Here is a 22,808-nt window from a genome sequence, read left to right as displayed (position 1 = left end):
CCGTTTAATTCAAGAATGCCGCTGAACGATACAGGGGGATTTGGGATCCCCCTATTTCGCTTGAAGCTTATTTATGGTTTGATGAAAAATTGCGCGGGATGACCGTGCCCTAAGCTGCGGAATTCATCTGAATAGACTAAGTCTTTGGGTACGTTGCCCATTTTATTAGAAGCAACTACAAGGCGAGGCGTAGGACCGGCGTAGCCAATAATCCATTGATTTTTCTGATGTAGCTTCACAATCTCATTGCTCCATTTCTCGATCTCCTCTTTACTTGTCGACGCTTTAACTTTGTTCCAGTAGTCGAGAATTAAAGCTACATCGCCTTCCGGTTTGACACCTTCTTTGCCATTGGAAGACGAGTACAGTCCGTAATGTCCATACCAAGGCGTCAGTACCCTCAAAGGAACGAGCGTATCCGGACGGAATGCTACGTTAACCAGTGAGATATTTTCAGTCGTCGCAGGAATTTTGTTAGCGTACTTAAGTTCCTGATGCGTTCCTTGATCCACAACTTTAAGGTCTACCTTAATGCCCACTGCCTCGTAATACTTTTTGACAAGTTCCAGGAAACTTGCTGTGTTCGTACTGCCTTCAATGATCGTAATGGTCAGATCAGAGCCATCTGCATTCAGCCGGAAATTATTCTTATCGCGCTTGGTCAAACCAATCTCATCCAGCAGCTGATTAGCCCGATTCACATCGAACTTACTCCACTGATCTGCCCATCCTGCTTGGTAGCCAACCAATCCTTCAGGGACCGATGCCTGCTGAGGAGCGCCCAAGCCATTCGTTACGATTTCCGAAATTTCCTTTCGATCTACAGCAACCGACAGAGCCTCTCTAAATCTAATATCCTGGAACAGCTTGCGCAGATTCGGATCTGCAATCGTCTGATTCAACTGCAGGCCAGCGCTTGACCAATTGGGCGTCGTCCAAGACATAACGCGGAACCCTGCTTTTTTCTCATTTTCCTTGAGGACAGTGAAGTCTTTAAAATCGAAGTCAAGCAAATTGTAGTCTCCAGCAAGCGTACCAAGAATACGTTGAGCAGGATCCTGTACTTTGGTAGCAACGATGCGATCCATATACGGAAGCTGATTACCCTCTTTGTCTGTTTTCCAGTAATAAGGGTTACGTTCCATAATAAACTGATCGCTGTTGGGGTCATTTTTTGCCACCCAAGCCCGCAATGTCGGAATTTGTGGATTTACCCAATAATAATATCCTGTTGCGACTAAGAACGTTTTTACGTCTTCGAAGCCCCATTTTTTCGCAATCTCTAGTGCTTTCTCTTGACCCACAAATTCAGGCAGTATCGTTTTTTGGAAGTGCGCTGGAGCGAAGAACCATTTGTTGTCTATCGCTACTCGTTCCAGGAACTGTACGCTCGGATACTTGTGTACAACCTTAAATGTATAGTCGTCTACCTTAGTAACCGTCGCCAAAGCCTTCTCCCCTGATACAGGGTCTACGGAATAATAAGCGTCATATATTTTTTTGCCGAACGTTTCTTTGGTAAGCATGTGCTCCCAGTAGAATAGCACGTCATCGGCGGTAAACGGCACCCCGTCTGACCATTTCATACCTTTTCTTAAATGGATCGTAAATTCGGTAGAATCTTTGTTGACCTCATAACTTTTGGCCACATTAGGTTCAATTGTGCTTCCATCTTTTTTAAAACGGAACAGAGCTTCCTCTGTAGGCTGACCTACTGTCCAGCGGTCATTCGGTCCGGTCCATGGCATCTTCCAATCTCCGCCGTATTTGCCGATTTCCTCGGATACGGTTTCGACCATGATGTCTTCCTTGGCAGGCATACGCTCAGTCACTGGCTTTAACGTTCCTGCGCTCACAAGCTTAGTAAGCATAGGAGCTTCTTTGAATCCGTCTGTCTTTGCGGGAGCGGGCGCTACGGGAGCCGCCGTTGCCTCTTTTGCGGCAGAGCTTGCCTTTGGACTAACTTCACTTGCACTCTCGCAGGCAGCAAATACAACAGTGAACACCATCAGCATCATGCCCAAAAATATGTGGTTCGTTTTCAAACCTATCCCCTCCATCATTCATCTGGTACTTCAATCTTCCTCATCACGAACTGGAAATTGGTTCCCTTCCACCCCCTAGATAGATTCAAGCTTAAACCGGTTTAAGTATGTGGAGATAAGAGTAAGCGCTTTCTTTGCAAAGCGTAAAAAGATCCAAAATAACAGATTAAACCGGTTTAACAAGGTACATAGCAATCGGGTAATCTCCTCTTTTGAGTGGAATTAAACGTAAGGTATGGATGTTTGTTAAACCGATTTAATCATAGTCACTCTAAATGTAAGCGCTTAACCAATATCTGTATCGTACCGTGTAATACTGGAAAATGCAATAACTTTTTTTGGAAGAATTTGGTGTCGAATGCCGTCGAAAAGAAAAAAATCCTGTAAGCATCCACTAAGGACGCTTATCCAGGATTGGAAAAAGCAGCTTCTGATTCGGTTTCGTATACATGTTTGTTTTCCAGATAACCTCCGACCCCGTATCGATTCTTCCTTCCACCTTCTGCCCACTGCTCAGTTGAACCGCCGTTTTCAATGCCACATAGCCCATGTTGAACGGTTTTTGGACGACCATTGCCTGAATGATTTCCTCTTCCAGGAAACCGATTTCTTCCATGGAACTGTCGAAGCCAATCAGCTTGATCTCTCCTGGCTTCTTCCAATCGTGAAGCGCTTTGGCCGCGCCAAGGGTCGAAGGCTCATTTAATCCAACTATCCCTTGCAGATCCGGGTAATCCTTCAGCAGTTGCATCGTAATGTCGTACGCTTTTTCCGAAGATCCCTCACTGTAGTAGGTGTTCAGAATTTGGAAGCCCGTGTCCCTTTGAATGGCAGAGCGAAGGCCGTTTTCTCTTTCAATGGAAGTAGATGACCCTTTAATGAAATTAATAATGGCTATTTGCCCGCGATTCGGCAGTGTCTGGATCAGCGCTTCACCCGCTTTTTTACCCGCTTCCACATTATCCGTAGCGATAAATGACTTGGAGATGCCTCCCTTGAGACCGGAATCAACGGTAATTAAGGGAATACCGGCTTTTACAATTTCGTGTGCAATAGGCACCGTTCGCTCGAAATCTAAAGCCGACAAGACAATCGCCTTCGGCTTCATTGCTATGACTTCGCGCAACATCCGAATTTGACCATCGACATCTTTTTCCGTGTCTGTACCGACAACTTTCACCTTGCTGCCCATCTCTGCGGCAGCGGCGTTGACGCCTTGCTCGACAACCTGCCAAAACTCAATTTGCTTATCAATTGTCTTGGGTACAAAAACGATGGGCTGATTATTTTTACCTGCCGCCTTTAAACCGTACATATAAATAGCAATCGATAAGATTGCAATGACAATTAAGAATAACCAGCGCTTCATTCGTCTTTCACCTCCAACTCCGAGCAAGGAATCCGCAATGTGACCGTCGTCCCTTCTTCCGGTTCGCTTTCGAAAGACAAGCCATACGCTGTACCATAGAACAGTTGAATACGATGATGCACATTCCAAACACCTAGCCCCTGATCCTTGGAAGATTCCTGTCCTGGTCCCGGTCCCAGCAAGCCTTGCAGCTTGGCTTTATCCATTCCTAATCCATTATCGCTTACCGTAATTTGGATGACGCCGTCGACCAACCGCCCTTCAATGCGGATATGCCCCCGTTCTTCCATGCGCCTGATGCCATGGTAAATTGCATTTTCCACGAGCGGTTGAAGCATAATTCGTAGCATACGGCAGCCTTGCAGTTCGGGTTCTACCTCAATCGCGTATGAAAATTTATTCGTATATCGCATAGATTGTACCGTTAGATAGTTAGCCAAGTGCTCCATTTCCATGGATACCGAAACTTCTTGTTCCCCTTTGCCTATGCTGTAACGCAGCATTTTGGAGAGTGCCATGGTCATTTTCACGACTTCTCTCATCTTGTTCGTTTCCGCCATCCAAATGATTGATTCCAGCGTGTTATACAAGAAATGCGGGTTGATCTGGGATTGGAGCGCTTTGATTTCACTTGTCCGAAGCAGCGCCTCTTCATGCACGATTTGTTTCATGAGATCCTTTATTTTGACAAGCATGACATTGAAGCTTCTCGCTAATTTCCCAATCTCATCGGCTTGCGTAATATCAGCCCGAATGTCAAAGTTGCCCTGTTCCACCTGTTTCATATTCGCTTCCAGCTTCTTGATCGGTCTGCTGAGTGTAAACGATAGCACGATTGAAATACCCAGCGCGATGATCAAACACACGCTGCCCCATAGAACCGTTGAAAGCTGCATCTTTTTTTTATTGCCAACCAGCTCTTCGGGATACGTGACACCAACAATTTTCCAACCAAAATTCGTTGTTCGGATCGATAAGATTTTTTCATGATCATTTTCTTTCAATGATAACTGCCCGTCTCCCGAGGCCAGAATCGCTTCAATAGGTTCACTTTTCAAATTCGTATGGATGATCTGCTGCTGAGGGTGATAAACGAGGTCTCCTTCGGAATTGACAATAAACACATACCCTCTCTTGCCTAGTTGAATATGGCTGCAGAGGTCATTAATGATCGTGTAATTCAAATCAATCAGCAACACGCCGGTCTTGTCGAATCGATCATGGCCCCGAAACTGCTGACTCATGGAGATGACCCATGGATATTCGTTGCGATAGACATGTTCAACTTCCGAAGAAGAAATATAGGTGGCATCATTCTTCGCTTTCGTATACCAATCCTGCGCAATTAACTCAGGATAACTCTTCAGAGCGCTCTGCTCCCGGTCGGAGATGACAGCTCCATTGGAGCCTATAAAAAGAATTGCGCTAATGTCATTTCTGGATTGAACGATGACTTGCAGGGAGCTTTCAATCGCATTGACCAGGCTTTGTCCGACTTCTGAATGTGGATCCGCCATCGTCAAATACTGCCTGATTTGCCCATTGTTATATAGAAGGGACGAAATACTTTTCATATTGTCAATGTATGTCTCAATGGTCGTTCCAACCTGATTGATCAGCTCATTCGTATACTGCACAGAGTTTTCCGTAACGGAGTCCGACGACTGGCGGTATGTGTTGTAGCTCAGAATAAGCGTTGTGCCTATGATCAAACAGGAGAAAGCGACAGCTATGCTCGTGTGAATGCTTTTAAATCTAAAGAAACGCCTCTTATTCAAGAGAGCTCCCCTCTCTGCTTGCTGATCTATATTCTTTGGGCGTCATCCCATGATGCCGCTTAAAAATCACGCTGAAATACTGCGGGTCGCTGTATCCAATTTTCGCGGCAATTTCATAGGCCTTCAAATTCGTCTCGGTTAACAGCTCCTTCGCTTTGGCAAGGCGTATCCATGTGACATATTCAATGAAGGACTGGCCTTTCTTCTGCTTGAACAGCCCGCTGAAATAATTCATGCTCATATAGACGTGTTGGGCCACTTCATTCAGCGATAAGTTCTCATTCTGATAGTTTTCCAGAATATACACTTCAGACCGGATCAACAAAGAGTCTACATCTTGCGCCATTTTCATCATGACCTGTTCAAACAACTGCAGACATAACGACTCCAACCACCCTTTTATTTCATCTAAGGTTTTGTAGGCTCGAACCTGTCCGAGAATATCCGCAGCCTCCAGGGCGTCATGCCCTGAGTCCTCGAATAATTGAATGATGGCAACAAGCAGCCTTTGCACATAAATGTAGCAGCGATCTACCGATGATTGCGAAGCACGCAGCTCATGCATCCAGTCATTTAAGAGTCTGGCGAAAAGCTCTTTATTCCCCGTCTTCAACGCCGCGATCAGCTTGCGCTCCCATTCTGCATGATGCACTTGCAATTTACCTTTTCCATGCACGATATCTTCAATGGAAATAATCTTATTTTTGCCAACCATAAATCGATAATCAAGTGCCGAACCCGCTTCAGAATAAGATTTCGACAGCTCCTCCATCGCCCGGTAAGGTCTGCCAATCCCAATCGAAACGCGAACTCTCACGTACTTTTCTATGCACTGCAGGGCTTGCTCCGCGTATTTCTGGACAGCGAGAATCAGATGAGGCATTTCCCCTGCGAAAATGATGCCGATTCGCTCGTCTCTCGTTCGGAAGACAATACCGTTTTGCTCTAACTCAAAAATTTCGTGAACAATATTATACACGGCAAACCGCAGCAATTCGGTCTCCGAGCTTATTTTCGCAACCTTTGGATACATAAACTCCTCCACGTCTAACGTTGCCGCCAAGTAGTACGGCCCTGGGAGTGATAAATGAAACAAAGCAAATTTATTCAGAATCTCCTCTTTCTTCACTTCGCTGGTGACCATGCGTTCTAAAAATTGCTCGCGCAACAAAGGCATGCTCATATTTAGTTGGCTTTGCAGCCTGGACAGATCTTCATTTCTTAACCGTTTCTCATCGAGCTCTTTTCTCAAATGTTGCAAAATACCCGTAAATTCGTGATGGCCAACGGGTTTCATCACATATTCATACACCTTCAGTTTTACGGCCTGCTTGGCGTATTCGAATTCTCCGAATCCCGTCATAATGATGACGGTAATATCCCGGTAGCGATCAGCAATCGCCGCGGCAAGCGCCAGCCCATCCATGTGAGGCATCGAAATATCCGTAATAATCACATCCGGCAGCCGGATTTCGAGGGAATCCAAGGCTTCTCTTCCATCACCATAAGAACCTATCAGTTCAAAGCCATAGGCCTCCCAATCTATTTTCTCACGAATACTTTCCCGTACAGCCTCTTCGTCATCAACAATGATTAGGGTATACACCGTACCACCTCAGGTTTAACAAATTCGCTCTGAACCTCCACTTTATTCTATAATAGCGATTACATTTCCTGTAGAGGTTTGGAATTTCTTTTTGAGAAAAAGGTTGCCCGCTTAAGAGCAACCTCATCTAAACTTAGTTATACAGCAGCGCCTTAATTTCAGCTGAGTCCATGTTTGTTTTATCATACCAATGGAAGCCAGTATCTATGCTCTTCTCAACTTTCTCGCCTTTGCTCGCCATGACCGCCGCCTTAACGGACCAATAACCGATTCCGATCGGATCTTGGGTAATGGCTCCAGCCATTTTGCCGCTCTTAATGGCGTCAATTTGCGCTTTGCCCGAGTCATAGCCGATAATGACAAGCTTATCGTTTTTAAGCTCAGTCACCGCGTTGACGACACCAATCGCCGAGCCTTCATTGGCTCCGAAAATACCTTTCAAGTTCGGGTGCCCTTGAATGATTGCTTTAGCCAAATCGGTTGATTTCAATTGATCGCCGCCGCCATATTGAATATCAACGATTTTGATGTTCGGATGCTTCGCTTTCATCTGATCGACGAAGCCGTCTCTGCGATCAACGCCGGTGCGGCTCGTTTGGTCATGCACAACAAGCGCAACTTCGCCGGCATCGCCAATCTTCTCCGCCATTTTGTCTGCGGCGAGTGCTGCGGCTTTCTTATTATCCGTTGCCGCTGTCGTGACGGGAATATCGCTATCCACGCCGGAATCGAAGCCGATAACCGGAATATTCGCGGATTTCGCTTTTTGCAGAAGCGAAACGGATGCTTTGCTGTCCAGCGCTGCGAAGGCGATGGCGGTTGGCTTTTTATCCAGCGCAGCTTGCAGCATTTCAATTTGTTTATCCACTTGCGCTTCAGTTTCCGGGCCTTCGAACGTAATATTCACGTCGAATTCTTTGGCGGCCTTTTCTGCTCCTTGCTTTACCGCTTGCCAGAATTGGTGCTGAAAACCTTTGGAAATCACAGGAATGTAAGGCTTTGAAGCGTTTGAAGAAGCAGGTTTGGCTGAAGATGTTGTTGTTGTACTAGATGTCGGGCTTGATCCACAAGCAGCGAGAAGAGATGCAGAAAGTGTAAGCGCAACGGTGGCCATGACAATTTTACTCATTTTGTTTTTCATTTTGTCGTCTCCCTTTTACATGGAATTTGGTATATGAATTCTTACAAAGAAGGAACACCTGAAGTCATTACCCCGCCTTACGCCGACGCAAAATGTCTGCATACACCGCAAGTAAAACCACAATGCCAACGATAACCGTTTGCCATTCTTGAGGAACGGACAAGATCCTTAACCCGTTGGTCATCACACTCATAATCAAAGCCCCGATCACGGTTCCCAGAATAGATCCCTGGCCTCCGCTTAATGAGGTGCCCCCGATGACGACGGCCGCGATGGCTTCCAATTCATACCCCATCCCAAGCGCCGGTTGGGCGGAGTCAAGTCTCGAAGCAATCATGACCCCCGCAATTCCGCTAAATAAACCGGTTAATACATAGATGGAGATTTTCCAGAAACGGATGTTTACACCGGATAGCCGCGTTGCTTCCTCATTGCTGCCTAATGCAAAGTTATAGCGTCCAATCACCGTTTTCGTCAGCACCAAGCTTGAAACAATGGCAAGCCCGAAGAAGATTAGAATCGCATTGGGAACCGCGAAGCCCGGAATCACCTTCTCCAGCGCTGTGCCCATCACAATTTCACGAAATGCAGGCGTTTCATTGAAATAAATCGGTTTCGCATGCGAGATCACAAGTGACAAGCCTTTCGTCATCATCATGACGGCCAGTGTCGCAATAAACGGTGGAATATTCATCTTGGCTACTGCAAAGCCGCTGAACAATCCGCAGAGAACACCTGTCAAAATTCCTGCCAGAATTCCAATGGGAATCGGCAAATGCCAGTTTGTAATGAACACACCGGTCATCACAGCCGAGAAAGTCATGACCGTACCGACACTGAGATCAATGCCGCCTGCTATAATAACGAACGTTGAGCCTAGCGCCAGCACACCGATGACAGCCGTTGATAGGAGAATCCCGACGATATTCGTGAATTGCAAGAAATTGCTGGAGGAGAGCGAGAAAATAATAACTAAGAGCGCCAAACTGGCGAAAGCTAACAATTTCTGTGTAGCGGCTGTCTTTGGAAGAATTGGCTTTGAAGATTTCAAGCTGCTTAATTGCATGAATGTCCATCCTTTCTTAATTGCGGCTTGTTGCTAGTTTCATAATCTCTTCTTGGTTGGCTTGATCACCTGGAAGTTCACCGGTTATTCGGCCTTCGCACATCACCAGAACACGATGGCTTAAACGCAAAATTTCGGGCAGCTCGGAGGAAATCATCAAAATCGCCTTTCCCTGCTTGGCTAAATCCTCTAGCAGCGCATAAATCTCGGATTTTGCCCCCACATCAATCCCTCTTGTCGGCTCATCAAAAATAAGAATCTGGCAATCGCGATGCAACCATTTCCCGATAACGACCTTTTGTTGATTGCCTCCTGACAGAAATTTCGCTTTCTGCTGCACACTCGGCGTTTTTATTTTCAAAGATTCCACATAGTGACCCGATACTTGTTCGATGCGACCATCTTTCATCCACCCGAACCGGTTGCGGAATTTCTTCAAAGAGGGCAGCGCAATGTTGGCCCCCAGATCCATATCCACGACAAGCCCGTATCGTTTGCGATCTTCGGAAAGATACCCGATTCCGTGTTTCACCGCGTCATGGGTTCCGCGAATATTCACTTTTTTCCCGTGTACATAGACTTCGCCAGTATCCATACGATCGGCTCCAAAAATCGCTCGCGCCATCTCCGTTCGGCCTGCTCCCATTAAACCGGCAACGCCTACGATCTCACCGGCATTCACGGTAAAATGAATATTCTTGAAGGCATTCCCACGGCTCAGATTTTCGACTTTCAGGACTGTATCCTGCGATCCGCCTTGCAAGCTTGGCCGTTTCTCAACCACGATTTCCCTTCCAACCATCATCGAAATGATCGCATTCATGGATGTTTCTTGCGTCTTCACAGTGGTAATGTAACGCCCATCCCGCATGACCGTTATTCGGTCGCTGATTCTTCTTAACTCTTCCATGCGATGGGAAATATAAACGATACCTACACCGTTATGCCGCAGCTTCTCAATCATCCGAAATAGTTCGTTTATTTCCGCTTCCGTCAGTGCCGCAGTCGGTTCATCCATGATGAGCACCTCGGAATGGAAGGACAGCGCCTTGGCGATCTCAACCATTTGCTGCTTGGCGACACTCAGCTCCGATATTTTCATACGCGGATCCAAGTTCAGGTTTAGCTGTTCCAGAAGCGCCTTCGTGTCGTCATTCATTTTCTTTTCGTCTAAAATAAATCGCAATTTCTTTCGCGGCTCCCGCCCAATGAACATATTCTGAGCAATCGTCAAATCGGGGATTAAATTGAGCTCTTGATGAATGATGCTGATACCTAGTCGTTGAGCTGTTTTGGTATCCGGAATCTGAACCTCCTTCCCTTTCAACAGCAGGCGTCCGCCGTCTTTCTGATAAATGCCGGTCAGGATCTTCATCATGGTCGACTTTCCTGCACCATTCTCACCAACCAAAGCATGGACCTCACCTGGGATAAGTTCAAATTGGCAGTTGGAAAGCGCCTGTACGCCGGGGAAATGTTTATCAATACCTTCCATTTGTACAAGTGGATGTATCACTTTGGTTGTTCACCTCAATATCGTTTACTGCTTTCATCTTAGCTGTAAACGCTTCAATTGAGAGTGGAGTATTTTCATAAAAAAGTCGAAAAATTACCGATATATGGTTGAATGAAAAACAAAAAAGCACCCAAGGCCGCTGCCTCAGATGCTTCTCTCACTGTATATTTTATTCGGCCTGAATCCAGGTAATATCTTTTTGAATCAACTGTTCCTTCCACTCTTTAGGAGCGTCCACATTGCTAACGATAATATCGATCTTGTTCAAGTCAGCAATTTTGTAAAATTGTACTTGTCCAAACTTCGAATTGTCCGTTACCACAACGCTAATCTTCGATTGGTCAATTAATTTTCTGGCAAATTGTCCCCGATCTTCATCAAAAGCCGTGATCCCTTTGTCCAACATAATGCCGTCAATCGAAATAAACGCTTTATCCACATAAAAGTTCTCGATCATTTTTTCAGCCATAGAACCGACAACGCGAGACTGTAATGAACTTACTTTCCCTCCGATGAAGAAGATGTCGCCAGAAAGGAGTTCCTTGTTCTTGTAATCAATAAGCAGGTAAAGAGCAGGAACTGAATTCGTAAGTACTGTTATATTTTTCTTATTAAGCAAATAATCAATGATGTGCAGCGTCGTTGACCCATCATCGATGAAAATGACTTCGTTATCTTCCACTAATGTAGCCGCTGAACGGCCGATGATTCGTTTTTCTTCCGCATGCAAAACTTCTCTCTTCAGATGGGATGGTTCCTCACGGGAGAGATTGATTTTCACGGCGCCGCCATATACCCGCTTCAATTTGTTTTCTTCTTCCAATTCCTCCAGATATCTGCGAATCGTTTCAGAAGATACATTCAAATTATCAACCAAGTCCGTCGTTTTTACTTTACCCTCAAGGTTAAGCAGGTTTAGTATATAGTCTTTGCGTTCTTCTCCAATTAATGACATGATTCCCTTCCTCCTGAATAACTTTGATTGTCCTTTCTAATTATATGGCTTTACGAATCGTTTGCCTATCTGTATTTAAAAAAATAACAGGAAGGGTAAGCGGTAACCCTACAGGCATGTTATCAGACAGTTTACCAGAAATTCCAAGCAATTTAAACTCGAGAAAAATAGCGGGAGTAATCGGCGTCAGCTACAATGAAAAAGAGGGTGCCCCGCCATGTACATGGCTATTGGGACATCCTCTTCTATCCATTATTTCAACTCTGCAATCAGTCGATCAACTTCTCCTGAAGGTGTGTTCAACACTTCATATACATTAACTAGTACATTGTTTTGAATTTGATCTGTCGTTAAGTTGCTGAAAGTTAACGTTTGTTTGCCATTAACTAAGCGATCAGTGCCGGTGAATGGGAAGATTTTAGAACCCAAAATCGTGCCCGATCGATCAACCAGCTCAAATTTCAATTTGGAGAAGCTATTGTCTACCAACACCTTAGGATCACGAATGAGATCCATATACAGCTGCAATTTATAGGTGTAATTGAGAGCAATCGTTTGTCCTGGCACTGTGATTTGAGACAACATGTAATCTTTCAAATTAACCGTATAAGGATACAAAGAGATCTCGTGTCTATCCTCTGGCTCCTGTACAGCTACCTGGTAAGAAGCAATTGTTGACTTGAACGCTGGTTTGGATTCTCCGTCTGTTTGTCCTTTGATTTCGTTTTGCACTTTCATCGTAAATGTATCGCTTGTCTCAGACACAGGCAGTACAAATGCATAGCTGACAACTGTTGAAGTTCCTGGCGCGATAGACTTCTGAGCATCATTTTGTCTGGAACCTGTGTAATCATAGCCGGTTGAGCTAGACAACATTGTTTGGAAAGCTGGGACAGGAATGTCACTAACGCCTTTGTTCGTCAAAGTAAACTTAGCAAAAGCTACTTTGCTGCCTTGATCTTTGTTGTCCGTAACATGCAGTTCTACCAAGGCTACATCAAGATCCTGATTAATAACGTCATTCCATTTCTCAAATGTAATCGGCGTTCCGTACGTATAACTGCCCGTGGCACCGGCAGCGCCTGGCATCTCAACATTCAGCTTCCCGATTGTGAAGGCAGAAGTTTTTACATTGCCTGCTGCATCTGCTTGCGTAAAGCTTTCGGATGTCAGCACATTGATGCTCTCCAGCACGGTATCCATATCGGCATGAATCGCATAATGAACATATTTACTTTGACCTGCATCGAGCACAACAGGATCTGCTTCAACCTGTTTGCCAGCATACAGATTCGTTTTGGACTTGCCATCCAATTCAATAGCCGGCAATGTTTCGGCTTGATCATTCGGATTAGTTACCAAAAGTTTCACCACATACATAACACCTTCATTGCTGTTGCTTTTAGTAATATCAACTGTTTTGTATTGCAATGGCGATGCTACAGTCGGGATGGTGAACGTTTCTCCCCATTTAATGGAAGCCGGAGCCTTTTTAAACTCTCCGCGATTTCCGTTCCATACCAACCCATCGATTGGAGCAGATAGAAGCAATGTTTCCTGTTTCGGATATACATCATAATTAACATCAATCAGTGATAGATTGCTTAAATCCACTTCCGTTTGACGGTTGATGACTTTCAAATACGTCAATTCGACTTCCGACTCCGGCTGCACCCCGTGTGCATTGCTGCTGCTTGGACGCAGTGTATAGATGGTACCATCCGTCGTTTTTACTTTAAGCTCATAGTCTGGAATGCGAAGCGTCTGATTGCTGGTGTTCATGATTCTAATGACAGAACCGAGACGCACGCCGTTTGCTGTTTTCTCGCTAGTGACGCCTTCGATTGCAACTTGCAGGCTGTCGCTTATTTGATAGACCGGAGCTGCGACTGTTTGAGCAACAGCAGCATCTGTTCCTTCTGCAAGCGCCGGGAGTCCCATCATCAGCAATGCTGATGACAGAACGAGCGTCATTGCTACTTGTTTAAATTGAATTTTCATTTTTCCCGTTCCTCCTAAGAGTGAGTTTTGCGATTACATTTCAATCATCACATGGTGCTGAGCATCAGAATCCTTGGCGGATTGCTGCTCGACAGCCTCACTTTTCTTTTTCTTCCGCATAAAAATGACCAAGACGATCGCAATGAAAGCCGGAACCGCAGATACCATTAAAGTGTCAGCAATTGCTCTTGTCAAAGCCTCTTTTTGTACGAGTCCGTATAAAACGCCGATAACACCACCGGAAGCTGAACTTGTGTCCGTCCCAAGTTCTAAATAACGATGAACGACATTTGTCTGAAAATCAGCATACGCAGGCGTATTCGTAGAAATGGATTCATTGAATCTTACTCCGAATTGCGTAGATTTGTTATTCATAATACTGGTCAGCAAGGCGATACCCAGCGATGCCATTACGTTACGCACAACGTTGGATACGGAGGAAGCCCTCCCGATCAAATGATTCGGCAACGTATTCATCCCGGCTGAGGACAACGGCATCATACACAAACCGATACCAATACCACGGATAACGAGCAAACCGCTAATCCAATGTGTAGACGTTTGCTGCGAAAGAACATGCATTTCCAGCGTTGTAAAACCAATAATAGCCAAACCTACGATACTTAGAGGTACAACTCCGTATTTGGAAACAAGTTTCCCTGCAACAGGCATCATGAAAGCCATGGCGATCGATTGCGGCATCATGACCAACCCTGTCTGCATAGGCGTCAATCCCGTTACATTTTGCAGAAAAATTGGCATCATATAGATCCCGCCCTGCATGGAAATCATAACGAAACTTGAGGCTGCCAAGCTGATCGTAAAGACGGAGTTTTTAAACAAGCGAAAATCCATAATCGGATTATCTTTACCTAGCTCGATATAAACTAATAGAATAAAACATGAAATAGAGATGAAGAACAAACTCACGATATAGAAGGAAGTCCACCCATCCGCTTGACCGTCCGTTAATGCCAGAAGCAGCGTGCTGAAAACAATCATACATAAGATACTGCCAACGTAATCAAATTTCAGCCCTGCACGTTTAGGCGTCTCTTTCAAGATAATCAAACCAAGACCTACGGCTACAATCCCAATGGGAACGTTGATGTAAAATAAATAGCGCCAGCTAAAATTATCAATTAAATATCCGCTTAGAGTTGGCCCCATCGCAGGCGCAGCCATCGCCGAAATTCCCCAGATCCCCATCGCTACTTGAATTTTGCTGCGAGGCATGATTTGGTAAAGCATGGCCATACCTACCGGCATAATAAAGCCGCCGCCAAGTCCTTGAATAATTCGGAAAATAATAAGACTCGTGTCGCTCCAAGCGATCCCGCACAATACCGAGCCGACGATAAACGCACTCACCGTGGTCAGAAACGTTGTTTTGTAACCGAATCGGTCCGCCAGAAAGCCCCCCATCGGAACAACGACAGCTGAAGCAAGCATATACCCCGTAACAACCCACTCGATTTCCGTAGATGTCGAACCGAATACAGCCATCAGTTTTGGTATCGCAACGTTCATTAAACTATTGTCCAAAATGGCTAGAAATGTGCCTAGAATGAGTACTAACAGTGCTAACCACTGGTAGACTGTGATCTGCTCCTCTTTTTGCTCAACTGCCGGAGTAGCTGTATCTGCCGTTGTTGTTGACATTGTAGCAGCCTCCTTTACTCGGCATGAACCTTAGCTCCGTCTGCCAGCTTGTCACCCGGGTTCAAGACGATTTTATCTCCCGGTTTCAGAGCCGAGTCTCCTTTAAGGTATACCCAATCCTGGTTCTTATCTTCGGTTTGCAGCACAACGGATTGCACAGCGTCACCGTTAAGTTTGAAAGCGACGGATTTACCATCTTTTTGAACAAGCGCTACTTTGGGCACTTCAACGCGACTTTCACTGCTGCTGCCTCCGAAGTCAACACTCGCTACAGCACCTGCATGTAACGTTCCATCCGGATTGTTTACTGTCAACTTCACCGGGAACGTATTATTATTCGTGTCGGATACCGGGCTTACAAAGGAGACCGTTCCTTCGAATGTTTTACCTGGAACACTAGGAACAATAACGTTTCCTTTGGAACCTTCCTTGATCGAATTGATCATTCCTTCAGGTACGCTAACTTCAACCTTCACTTTATCCACATTTACAACGGTCAATAAAGCAGCGCCCGCTTGCGCCATTTCTCCTGCATTCACGTTCTTTTTAACAATAACACCATCGATGGGAGATACGACTCCCGCATTTTTCACTGCAATTTGAACCAGATTCAAAGCAGCTTGTTTAGCAGTTACATCAGCTTTTAATTGTTCTAATGTGTTTGCCGTTGCCCCTTCTCTGATCAAACCAAGCTTCGCCTCGGCCGCAGCCAATTGCGCATTCGCAGCCTGTTGTTGTGATAGGGCTGCATCATTCGCTGATTTAGCCTTTTCATAATCAAGCGTTACTTTATCCAATTCGTCGGATGTAACATCGCCTTGATCATAAAAATTCTTAGCATGATTGTATCCCTTGGTCACAAGATCATAAGCTGCTTGCGCTTGCGTTACCCCTGCTTTCGCTTGGTTAACCGCTGCTTTGGCTTGGTCAACACCCGACATTGCCGCCTGCACATCTTGCGAGCGGGCACCAGCTTCCGTATCCGCCAATTTGGCTTGCGAAGCCGTCAGTCCTGCTTGAGCTTGATCCAACTGTTGGAGCAAATCTTCCGTATCAAGCTGCACAAGCAGATCGCCCTTTTTCACTTTTGCGCCTTCTTCAACGGAAACTGCGGCAATTTTACCGCCAATTTTGGACACGACTTGAACGGTTTGATCCGATGCCAGTTTACCGCTTGCGCCAACGGCATTCGCGCTGTTGATCGTAATCACCTTGACGGAAGGTACGCTTGATTGCGCAGTGCTGGCCGACGAGGATGTACAGCCGCTCGCAAGTATCATGGAACCGGCAAGAACACTTAAAGATATAACGACGTTAAGATGTTTTTTCATGGGCAATCCTTACTCCCCTTTGATATGGATTTTGATCGAAGCATTCATTCCTGGCGCTAGATCCAATCCTTTATTATCGTCTATAGAAATTTTTACACTCATACGTTGTGTTACTTTGGTGAAATTCCCGCTTGAACTTGTTGTTGGAAGCAAAGAGAACGTAGAAGCTGTTGCTTGGCCGATCTCCATTATTTTCCCTTGGAATTCTGTTTTGCCATATGTATCGACATCAAATGTTACCACTTGACCCACATGGACTTTTTTGATCTTCGTCTCATCGATGTCTGCGGATACGTAGAGCGCATTTTTATCCACAATCATGGCTACAGATTGCCCAGGAGCCACGACTTCGCCGACTTTGGCAGAAGTTTGAATGACCGTTCCGCTAATCGGAGCACGCAGTGATGCTTGATCTAATAAGCTATTTGATAAGTTCGTAATATCCTGCTGCCCAACGATTTGGTCCGCCACAACCGTATCTCCCATCTTAATGCCCAGCGTATTGATTTTGCCGGAAATTCGAGGCATGACACGGTAGATATCCCCAGAGATACGGGCATTGTCCGTCGCTACGTAGTTAGCGCCTTGATACCAGTAATAACTGCCGATAAAGGCTCCGCTAAGTACAATAACAGCCAGAATAATAATTAAAATTAATTTACGTTTCATTCCGTTCCCTCCAGCTTTTTCTCCAAATGTTTAATCAGTGTACCCACTACTTCTTTGCAAGTCGCAATCTGCTCGGGTGTAAAGACATTTTCTAGACCTGCATAAAACTCATTATTCATCGTCTCGACCTTCGATTTCTTCATTTGTTGACAGAAATCTGTTGTGCCAATCCAGACCACCCTGCGATCTTGTTCATCTCTTTTGCGTTCAACCATCCCATCACGTTCAAGCCTGTCGACAATACCTGACACCGTGCTATTACTGAGCTGCACAGACTGGGCAAGATCGCCAAGCTTTCTTGGTTCTTTTAAAAACAATTCCCGCAAAATAAATAGCTGAGGTCCCGTAAGCTCTTCCCGCTGAAGTTCTCGATACAGTAAAGAAGCCCGTACTTTATGCAGCCTCGTGAGTTCAGCTACAAGTTCTTTAACCTCTTCCAAAACGCGCCCCCCTTACACACCAAAATCATTCGTATACGAAATATTGTGACATCACACATCATACCACGCTTTTATGAAACTGGATATATGTAGAATTGTAATTTGTAAAATCCTTGAAAGGTGCTGAAACCTATGGTTTTCCAGCTGCAGAAGAAGGTATCTAAATGGAGGTTTGAAGTATTTAACATTAACTGATTCAAAATAGCAAAGGATCAAATTGAAGTGTTTTTTGCTGAAACGCTTTCATTTTTGCTCTGCCAGTCCTGGCAATACAACGCGATTGGGATCGTTTAAAGTGGAAATTGCGATTGGATGGAACAGTGGAATACGAGACAGCCTATTGGGCTTTCTCGGAAGGGAATGGAGGAGGTTGTGGCTACTTTAGCGGTGACAAACAATGTTGCGGCGTGTCGTGGGCGTGGAATGAGGTTCCACGCTGAACTTAAGCTTGTTTTACAACGCTAACGTGAGCTGTTTGCGCATAGCAGCTACGTTAGCGATGTAAAACAACGTTACAGCGTGTCGTGGGCGTGGTTTGGGGTCCCGCGCGGCATTTAAGCTTGTTTTACAACGCTAACGCGAACTGTTTGCGCGTGGCAGCTACTTTAGCGATGTAAAACAACGTTACAGCGTGTCGAAAGCGTGGAATGGGCTCCCACGCTGAACTTAAGCTTGTTTTACAACGCTAACGTGAGCTGTTTGCGCATAGCAGCTACGTTAGCGATGTAAAACAACGTTACAGCGTGTCGTGGGCGTGGTTTGGGGTCCCGCGCGGCATGTAAGCTTGTTTTACAACGCTAACGCAAACTGTTTGCGCATAGCAGCTACGTTAGCGGCGTAAAACAACGTTACAGCGTGTCGTGGGCGTGGAATGAGGTTCCACGCTGAACTTAAGCTTGTTTTACAACGCTACCGCGAACTGTTCGCGCGTGGCAGCTACGTTAGCGGTGTAAAACAACCCTACAGCGTGTCGCTCACGCTACTCCTGTGAATCCCTCTCCTTCTCATAGAGTGCAAACAACGCCAATTTCGCATAAAAATCCTCCAAAATAAATCGGGAGTCCACACTCCGATAGACGCGGATTTTACGGTTGCCCGGCTTCGCGAAATATCGCATTTCGGCATCCACATTCGGCGCCTCGATCATCTCATAATCGAATCTCTGCTCCTCCAGCAGCAGGGAAACGGCCGGCGAATCGCCGAGCACCCAGGTCTCCCCTTTCGGCCACTGCGGGCGATGTCCGTTTTTCATATTGTGATGGACAAGGTAGTCATATAAATAGCTGCCGATGCGGCCATGAGGACGAACCTTTACAGCAAGCTCGGCAATGCCAACGCGCACCATTTCGTACACATTTTTAGGAACCTGCCATAGCGGGATCGGGGAATTGAAAACGACATTCACTGCCTCGACATCATTGGATAAATTAAATTCATCATGCCCCTCAGGATACGTACCTCCGCCGATCCAAACAGCGGTAAGACGATCCGCAATGCGCGGCTCCTGCAAATAAGCGCTAGCCAGATCAGTTAACGGTCCTTGAAAGGTGACGAATAAAGGCCTCGGATCGTCCTTCATCGCTTCGTCAATAATGAGTTGGCTGCCTTCCGAAGGCACAGGCGTATGGACATCCGGGAGTTTGTGCGGAGCCCCCCGATAGACGCCATATTGCTCTCTCATCCCCATGAGCTGCAGCACATGCTCCACTTCCTCATAAGATTCTTCCATCGGAGCAGCGCTTCTTGGACCGAAGTGGGCGCCTATGAAGCCTTTTATTTGTAAGCGTTGTGATAAAATCGCATGCACAATCGCGTATTGATCGTCCGCTTCGCATTTGGCGTCGGTATTGATAATGACACGAATCTGCTTTTGCTCTGGAACCTCATAGGGCATAAAATGGTGCGGCATTTATGATCTCTCCTTTTTGCATCTAAGCATTCCGAGTTAAGACGGAAGAAACGGCCTTTTTCCAGCCCGAACAATGGGCTTCGCGCAGTTCCGGCAGCATTTTCGGTTGATACGATATAGATCCTTCTCGCGTTGTACCTATCGCTTCGAGTGACGGCCAAAAGCCGATTCCGACACCGCCCAAATAAGCCGAGCCTAGTGCGGACAATTCCGCAATTTCCGATTTCACGACCATTTTACCTAATAAATCAGCTTGGAATTGCATCAAATTTACATTATCAGACGCACCGCCGTCTGCCCGCAGTTCTTGCAGCGCAACAGCAGTTTCATCTTCCATCAATTTAACCGCGTCGTGTACCTGAAAAGCAATGCTTTCAATGGCAGCCCGAATGATATGTGCTTTCGTTGTCCCCCGATTCATACCCGTAATGGAGGCTCTGGCATAAGAGTCCCAGTAAGGCGCACCAAGCCCGACAAATGCCGGCACCAAATATACACCCTCACTATCTGGCGTGTGCTCAAGCATCTGCTCCATCTCCTCAAACGTACGAAACAAACCCAAATTATCCCGAACCCAGGTCAAGCTGTCACCCGAAGTGCGGATAACGGCTTCAACGGCATACGTCACTTTGCCGCCCCTGCCCCAGGCAATAGCGCTCACAAGTCCGTTACCTGATGGAATCGGCCTCTCGCCTACATTCATCAGCACGGATGTGCCTGTGCCGTAGGTGGCTTTCGCCATACCGCTCTCAAAGCACTGGTTGCCGAATAAAGCTCCCTGCGAGTCGCCGATGACCCCCGTGATGGGAACCCGGCAATCGCCGAATAATTCGCTATCTTCCGTGTAGCCAAAAATTTCATCCGAGCTCTTGACATCGGGAAGAAGCTGCAGCGGCACGCCAAAAAGGCCGCACAGTTCCTCATCCCACTGTAACGTGTGGATATTAAAAAGCGATGTGCGGCTGGCGTTCGTATAATCCGTTGCATGCGTCTTGCCCCTACTCAGCTTCCACAGCAGCCAGCTGTCGATTGTGCCAGCGAGCAGCTGGCCGTCGGCCAGCTTTTCTCGCACACCCTCTGCATGCTCCAGGATCCAGCCCCATTTCGCGGCGGTGAAATATGGATCGAGCATCAGCCCCGTCTTGCTGCGCACACTCTCCTCGTGCCCCGCCTTCTGATAGACGGCGCACTGGTCAGCCGTTCGCTGGCACTGCCATACGATCGCGGCATGCACGGGAAGCCCTGTCGTTCGATCCCACAACACGGCCGTCTCCCGTTGGTTCGTGATCGTTAAGGCAGCCAAAGATTGCGGCCCGACTCCGGCTATCGCCAAAGCTTCATGAGCTGAGCGAATGACATTTGCGTAAATTTCCATGGGATCGTGCTCGACCCACCCCGGGCGCGGATAGTACTGGCGATGCGGGATCGCGCTTTGAGCCATTATCTGCCCTGCGCGGTTAATAATAAGCGCTTTCGTCCCTGATGTGCTTTGATCAATCGCGAGCAGGTAGGACTTTTCCATCATCATTACTCCTGTCTGCCGAGCATGCCAAGCGCCACACGCTTAAGATTGCTGCTGCTAATGCCGTAATGGTCAAAAACCTCAGCCGTTTTCCCGGCAATCGCCGGTTCGTCTGGTATGCCGATAATCCGCATCGGTACGGGCTGATGTTGAACGACCACTTCCGACACAGCTGCGCCAAGCCCGCCATGCACGCTGTGCTCTTCCACCGTGATGATGTGTCCGGTTTCCTTTGCCGCCTGAATAATGGCATCCGCATCCAAAGGTTTTATCGTATGCATATTGATCACTCGGCAAGATACGCCCGCTTCCTTCAGCGCTTCATGTGCATCCAGTGCCACACGAACCGTTTCCCCTGCTGCAATGATCGTTACGTCGCTGCCTTCGCGCATTTGCACGGATTTGCCGATAATGAATTCGTAATCGTCCGAATCATAAACATCTTGAACAGCGTTACGGCCAATTCGAACATAAACGCCGCCTTCGTGCTGCACAAGCGCTTCCGTCATCCGCTTCGTTTCATGCCGATCAGCCGGCATCATCACAGCGATGCCCGGTATCGCCCGCATAACGGCCACATCCTGTACGGAATGGTGGGACATGCCAAGCGCGCCGTAGCTGACACCGCCACTAATTCCCACCAGCTTCACGTTGGTTGCCGAATAAGCGACGTCCACTTTGATTTGCTCAATGCTGCGCATGCTAAGGAAACAGGCCGGCGAGGTAACGAACGGCTTTTTACCGCTGTGGGCAAGCCCTGCGGAAATTCCGACGATATTTTGCTCTGCGATGCCCACCTCAACGAATTGCTCCGGAAACGCTTTGGCAAAAGGTCCCATCGCCGCCGAACCCCTCGAATCGCTGGCAAGCACCATAATAGAGCGGTCCTGCTGCGCCTTTTCGAGCAAAGTCTCACATATGACCTGACGATTTGGAATCGTGTTCATCTTAACGCACCTGTCCTTTCTGCTCGTAGTTGTCGAATGTTGCGGCGAGCTCGGCCAGAGCTTTCTCCAACTCAACTTGGTTAGGCACATGATGATGCCAGTGTGGAACATTTTCGGCAAAAGAAACACCTTTGCCCTTCACCGTATTCGCCATGACAAGCGTCGGTTTGCCATTCATTGCCGGTACGGCCTCAAAAGTCTCGATCAAAGCCTGCATGTCGTTGCCGTCAATCGACACAACATGCCAGCCAAAAGCCGCCCATTTGTCCTCAAGCGGATCCAAGCCCATAACGTCTTCCGTTGAGCCGCTGATCTGCAGCCGATTGCGGTCGATAATCCCGATCAAATTATCTAATTTATAGTGAGATCCCGCCATCGCGGCCTCCCATACCGAACCTTCCGCCTGCTCGCCGTCTCCCATGAGACAATAAGTTCGATAGGCGGCGCCGTCTTTTTTCGCGGCAAGCGCCATACCGACGGCAACCGCAAGTCCATGGCCAAGCGCACCTGTATTCATTTCGATGCCTGGCACCTTATTGTTTGGGTGTCCGATAAGTTTCGTGCCGAATTTGCTGAAGGTTGCCAGCTCCTCTTTCGGGAAAAACCCGCGGTCAGCAAGGATCGACCATAGCGATTCTACCGAATGCCCTTTACTCAAAATAAAGCGGTCACGATCTGCCGCCTTTGGGCTCGCAGGATCAATATTCATCACACGGTAATAAAGTGCTGTCAAAATATCTGTATTGCTTAGTGAACCGCCCGTGTGGCCGGTCTGAGCCTGTGCAATCATTTGCAATAAATCCATCCTGATTTGCGTTGCTTTCGCTTGAAGCGCTGAGATTTCCATAAAT

17 protein-coding genes are annotated in these 22,808 nt (G+C 46.8%); all 17 read right to left on the bottom strand.

What is annotated here, in order from left to right; genetic code table 11:
• Positions 1-71 precede the first annotated feature (71 nt).
• Positions 72-2,045 (bottom strand): ABC transporter substrate-binding protein, encoded by a 1,974-nt coding sequence (locus ACUN27_RS12070; protein ID WP_315952589.1) that lies wholly within the window; start codon positions 2,043-2,045, stop codon positions 72-74.
• Between the two features lie 394 nt (positions 2,046-2,439).
• Positions 2,440-3,414: a substrate-binding domain-containing protein gene (locus ACUN27_RS12065; protein ID WP_326060916.1), complete on the bottom strand. Its 975-nt coding sequence runs from the start codon at positions 3,412-3,414 to the stop codon at positions 2,440-2,442.
• Complete coding sequence (locus tag ACUN27_RS12060; protein WP_315952591.1) at positions 3,411-5,192, bottom strand: sensor histidine kinase; 1,782 nt, start codon at positions 5,190-5,192, stop codon at positions 3,411-3,413. Before ACUN27_RS12060 ends, ACUN27_RS12065 begins: the two co-directional genes overlap by 4 nt.
• On the bottom strand, positions 5,185-6,798 hold the full coding sequence (locus ACUN27_RS12055) for a helix-turn-helix domain-containing protein (RefSeq protein WP_315952593.1): 1,614 nt from the start codon (positions 6,796-6,798) through the stop codon (positions 5,185-5,187). The genes ACUN27_RS12060 and ACUN27_RS12055 overlap by 8 nt, the downstream gene beginning before the upstream one ends.
• Positions 6,799-6,931: 133 nt before the next feature.
• Positions 6,932-7,939, bottom strand: coding sequence for an ABC transporter substrate-binding protein (locus tag ACUN27_RS12050; protein ID WP_315952595.1), 1,008 nt, complete (start codon positions 7,937-7,939; stop codon positions 6,932-6,934).
• Between the two features lie 67 nt (positions 7,940-8,006).
• The gene (locus ACUN27_RS12045) at positions 8,007-9,005 is read right to left on the bottom strand and encodes an ABC transporter permease (protein ID WP_315952596.1); all 999 of its coding nucleotides are present in this window, start codon (positions 9,003-9,005) and stop codon (positions 8,007-8,009) included.
• Positions 9,006-9,021: 16 nt separating this feature from the next.
• On the bottom strand, positions 9,022-10,500 hold the full coding sequence (locus ACUN27_RS12040; protein ID WP_418936899.1) for a sugar ABC transporter ATP-binding protein: 1,479 nt from the start codon (positions 10,498-10,500) through the stop codon (positions 9,022-9,024).
• 190 nt (positions 10,501-10,690) lie between these two features.
• Positions 10,691-11,476 (bottom strand): DeoR/GlpR family DNA-binding transcription regulator, encoded by a 786-nt coding sequence (locus ACUN27_RS12035; RefSeq protein ID WP_315952599.1) that lies wholly within the window; start codon positions 11,474-11,476, stop codon positions 10,691-10,693.
• Positions 11,477-11,728: 252 nt separating this feature from the next.
• Entirely contained in the window at positions 11,729-13,477 is a 1,749-nt protein-coding gene (locus ACUN27_RS12030) for a hypothetical protein (RefSeq protein ID WP_326060919.1), read from the bottom strand.
• A gap of 33 nt (positions 13,478-13,510) precedes the next feature.
• Entirely contained in the window at positions 13,511-15,139 is a 1,629-nt protein-coding gene (locus ACUN27_RS12025; protein WP_315952603.1) for a DHA2 family efflux MFS transporter permease subunit, read from the bottom strand.
• A 14-nt stretch (positions 15,140-15,153) separates the two neighbouring features.
• A complete protein-coding gene (locus tag ACUN27_RS12020; RefSeq protein WP_315952605.1) occupies positions 15,154-16,470 on the bottom strand; it encodes an efflux RND transporter periplasmic adaptor subunit in 1,317 nt (438 codons plus the stop codon).
• A 9-nt stretch (positions 16,471-16,479) separates the two neighbouring features.
• Entirely contained in the window at positions 16,480-17,139 is a 660-nt protein-coding gene (locus tag ACUN27_RS12015; protein ID WP_315952607.1) for an HlyD family efflux transporter periplasmic adaptor subunit, read from the bottom strand.
• Positions 17,136-17,579 carry a MarR family winged helix-turn-helix transcriptional regulator gene (locus ACUN27_RS12010; protein ID WP_315952609.1) on the bottom strand — a complete coding sequence of 148 codons (444 nt, stop codon included), beginning with the start codon at positions 17,577-17,579 and terminating at the stop codon, positions 17,136-17,138. The genes ACUN27_RS12015 and ACUN27_RS12010 overlap by 4 nt, the downstream gene beginning before the upstream one ends.
• Before the next feature lie 979 nt (positions 17,580-18,558).
• A complete protein-coding gene (locus ACUN27_RS12005) occupies positions 18,559-19,488 on the bottom strand; it encodes a nucleoside hydrolase (protein ID WP_326062079.1) in 930 nt (309 codons plus the stop codon).
• A gap of 22 nt (positions 19,489-19,510) precedes the next feature.
• Positions 19,511-21,016 (bottom strand): glycerol kinase GlpK, encoded by a 1,506-nt coding sequence (gene glpK, locus ACUN27_RS12000; protein WP_418936926.1) that lies wholly within the window; start codon positions 21,014-21,016, stop codon positions 19,511-19,513.
• Entirely contained in the window at positions 21,016-21,957 is a 942-nt protein-coding gene (locus ACUN27_RS11995; protein WP_315952615.1) for a transketolase family protein, read from the bottom strand. Before ACUN27_RS11995 ends, glpK begins: the two co-directional genes overlap by 1 nt.
• Before the next feature lies 1 nt (position 21,958).
• Entirely contained in the window at positions 21,959-22,804 is an 846-nt protein-coding gene (locus ACUN27_RS11990; RefSeq protein ID WP_326062077.1) for a transketolase, read from the bottom strand.
• Positions 22,805-22,808: the final 4 nt, after the last annotated feature.

It is taken from the genome of Paenibacillus sp. WC2504, from assembly GCF_052682475.1.
The sequence above is the reverse complement of the archived record's forward strand: the minus strand, read 5'-3'. Positions and strand labels throughout refer to the sequence as shown.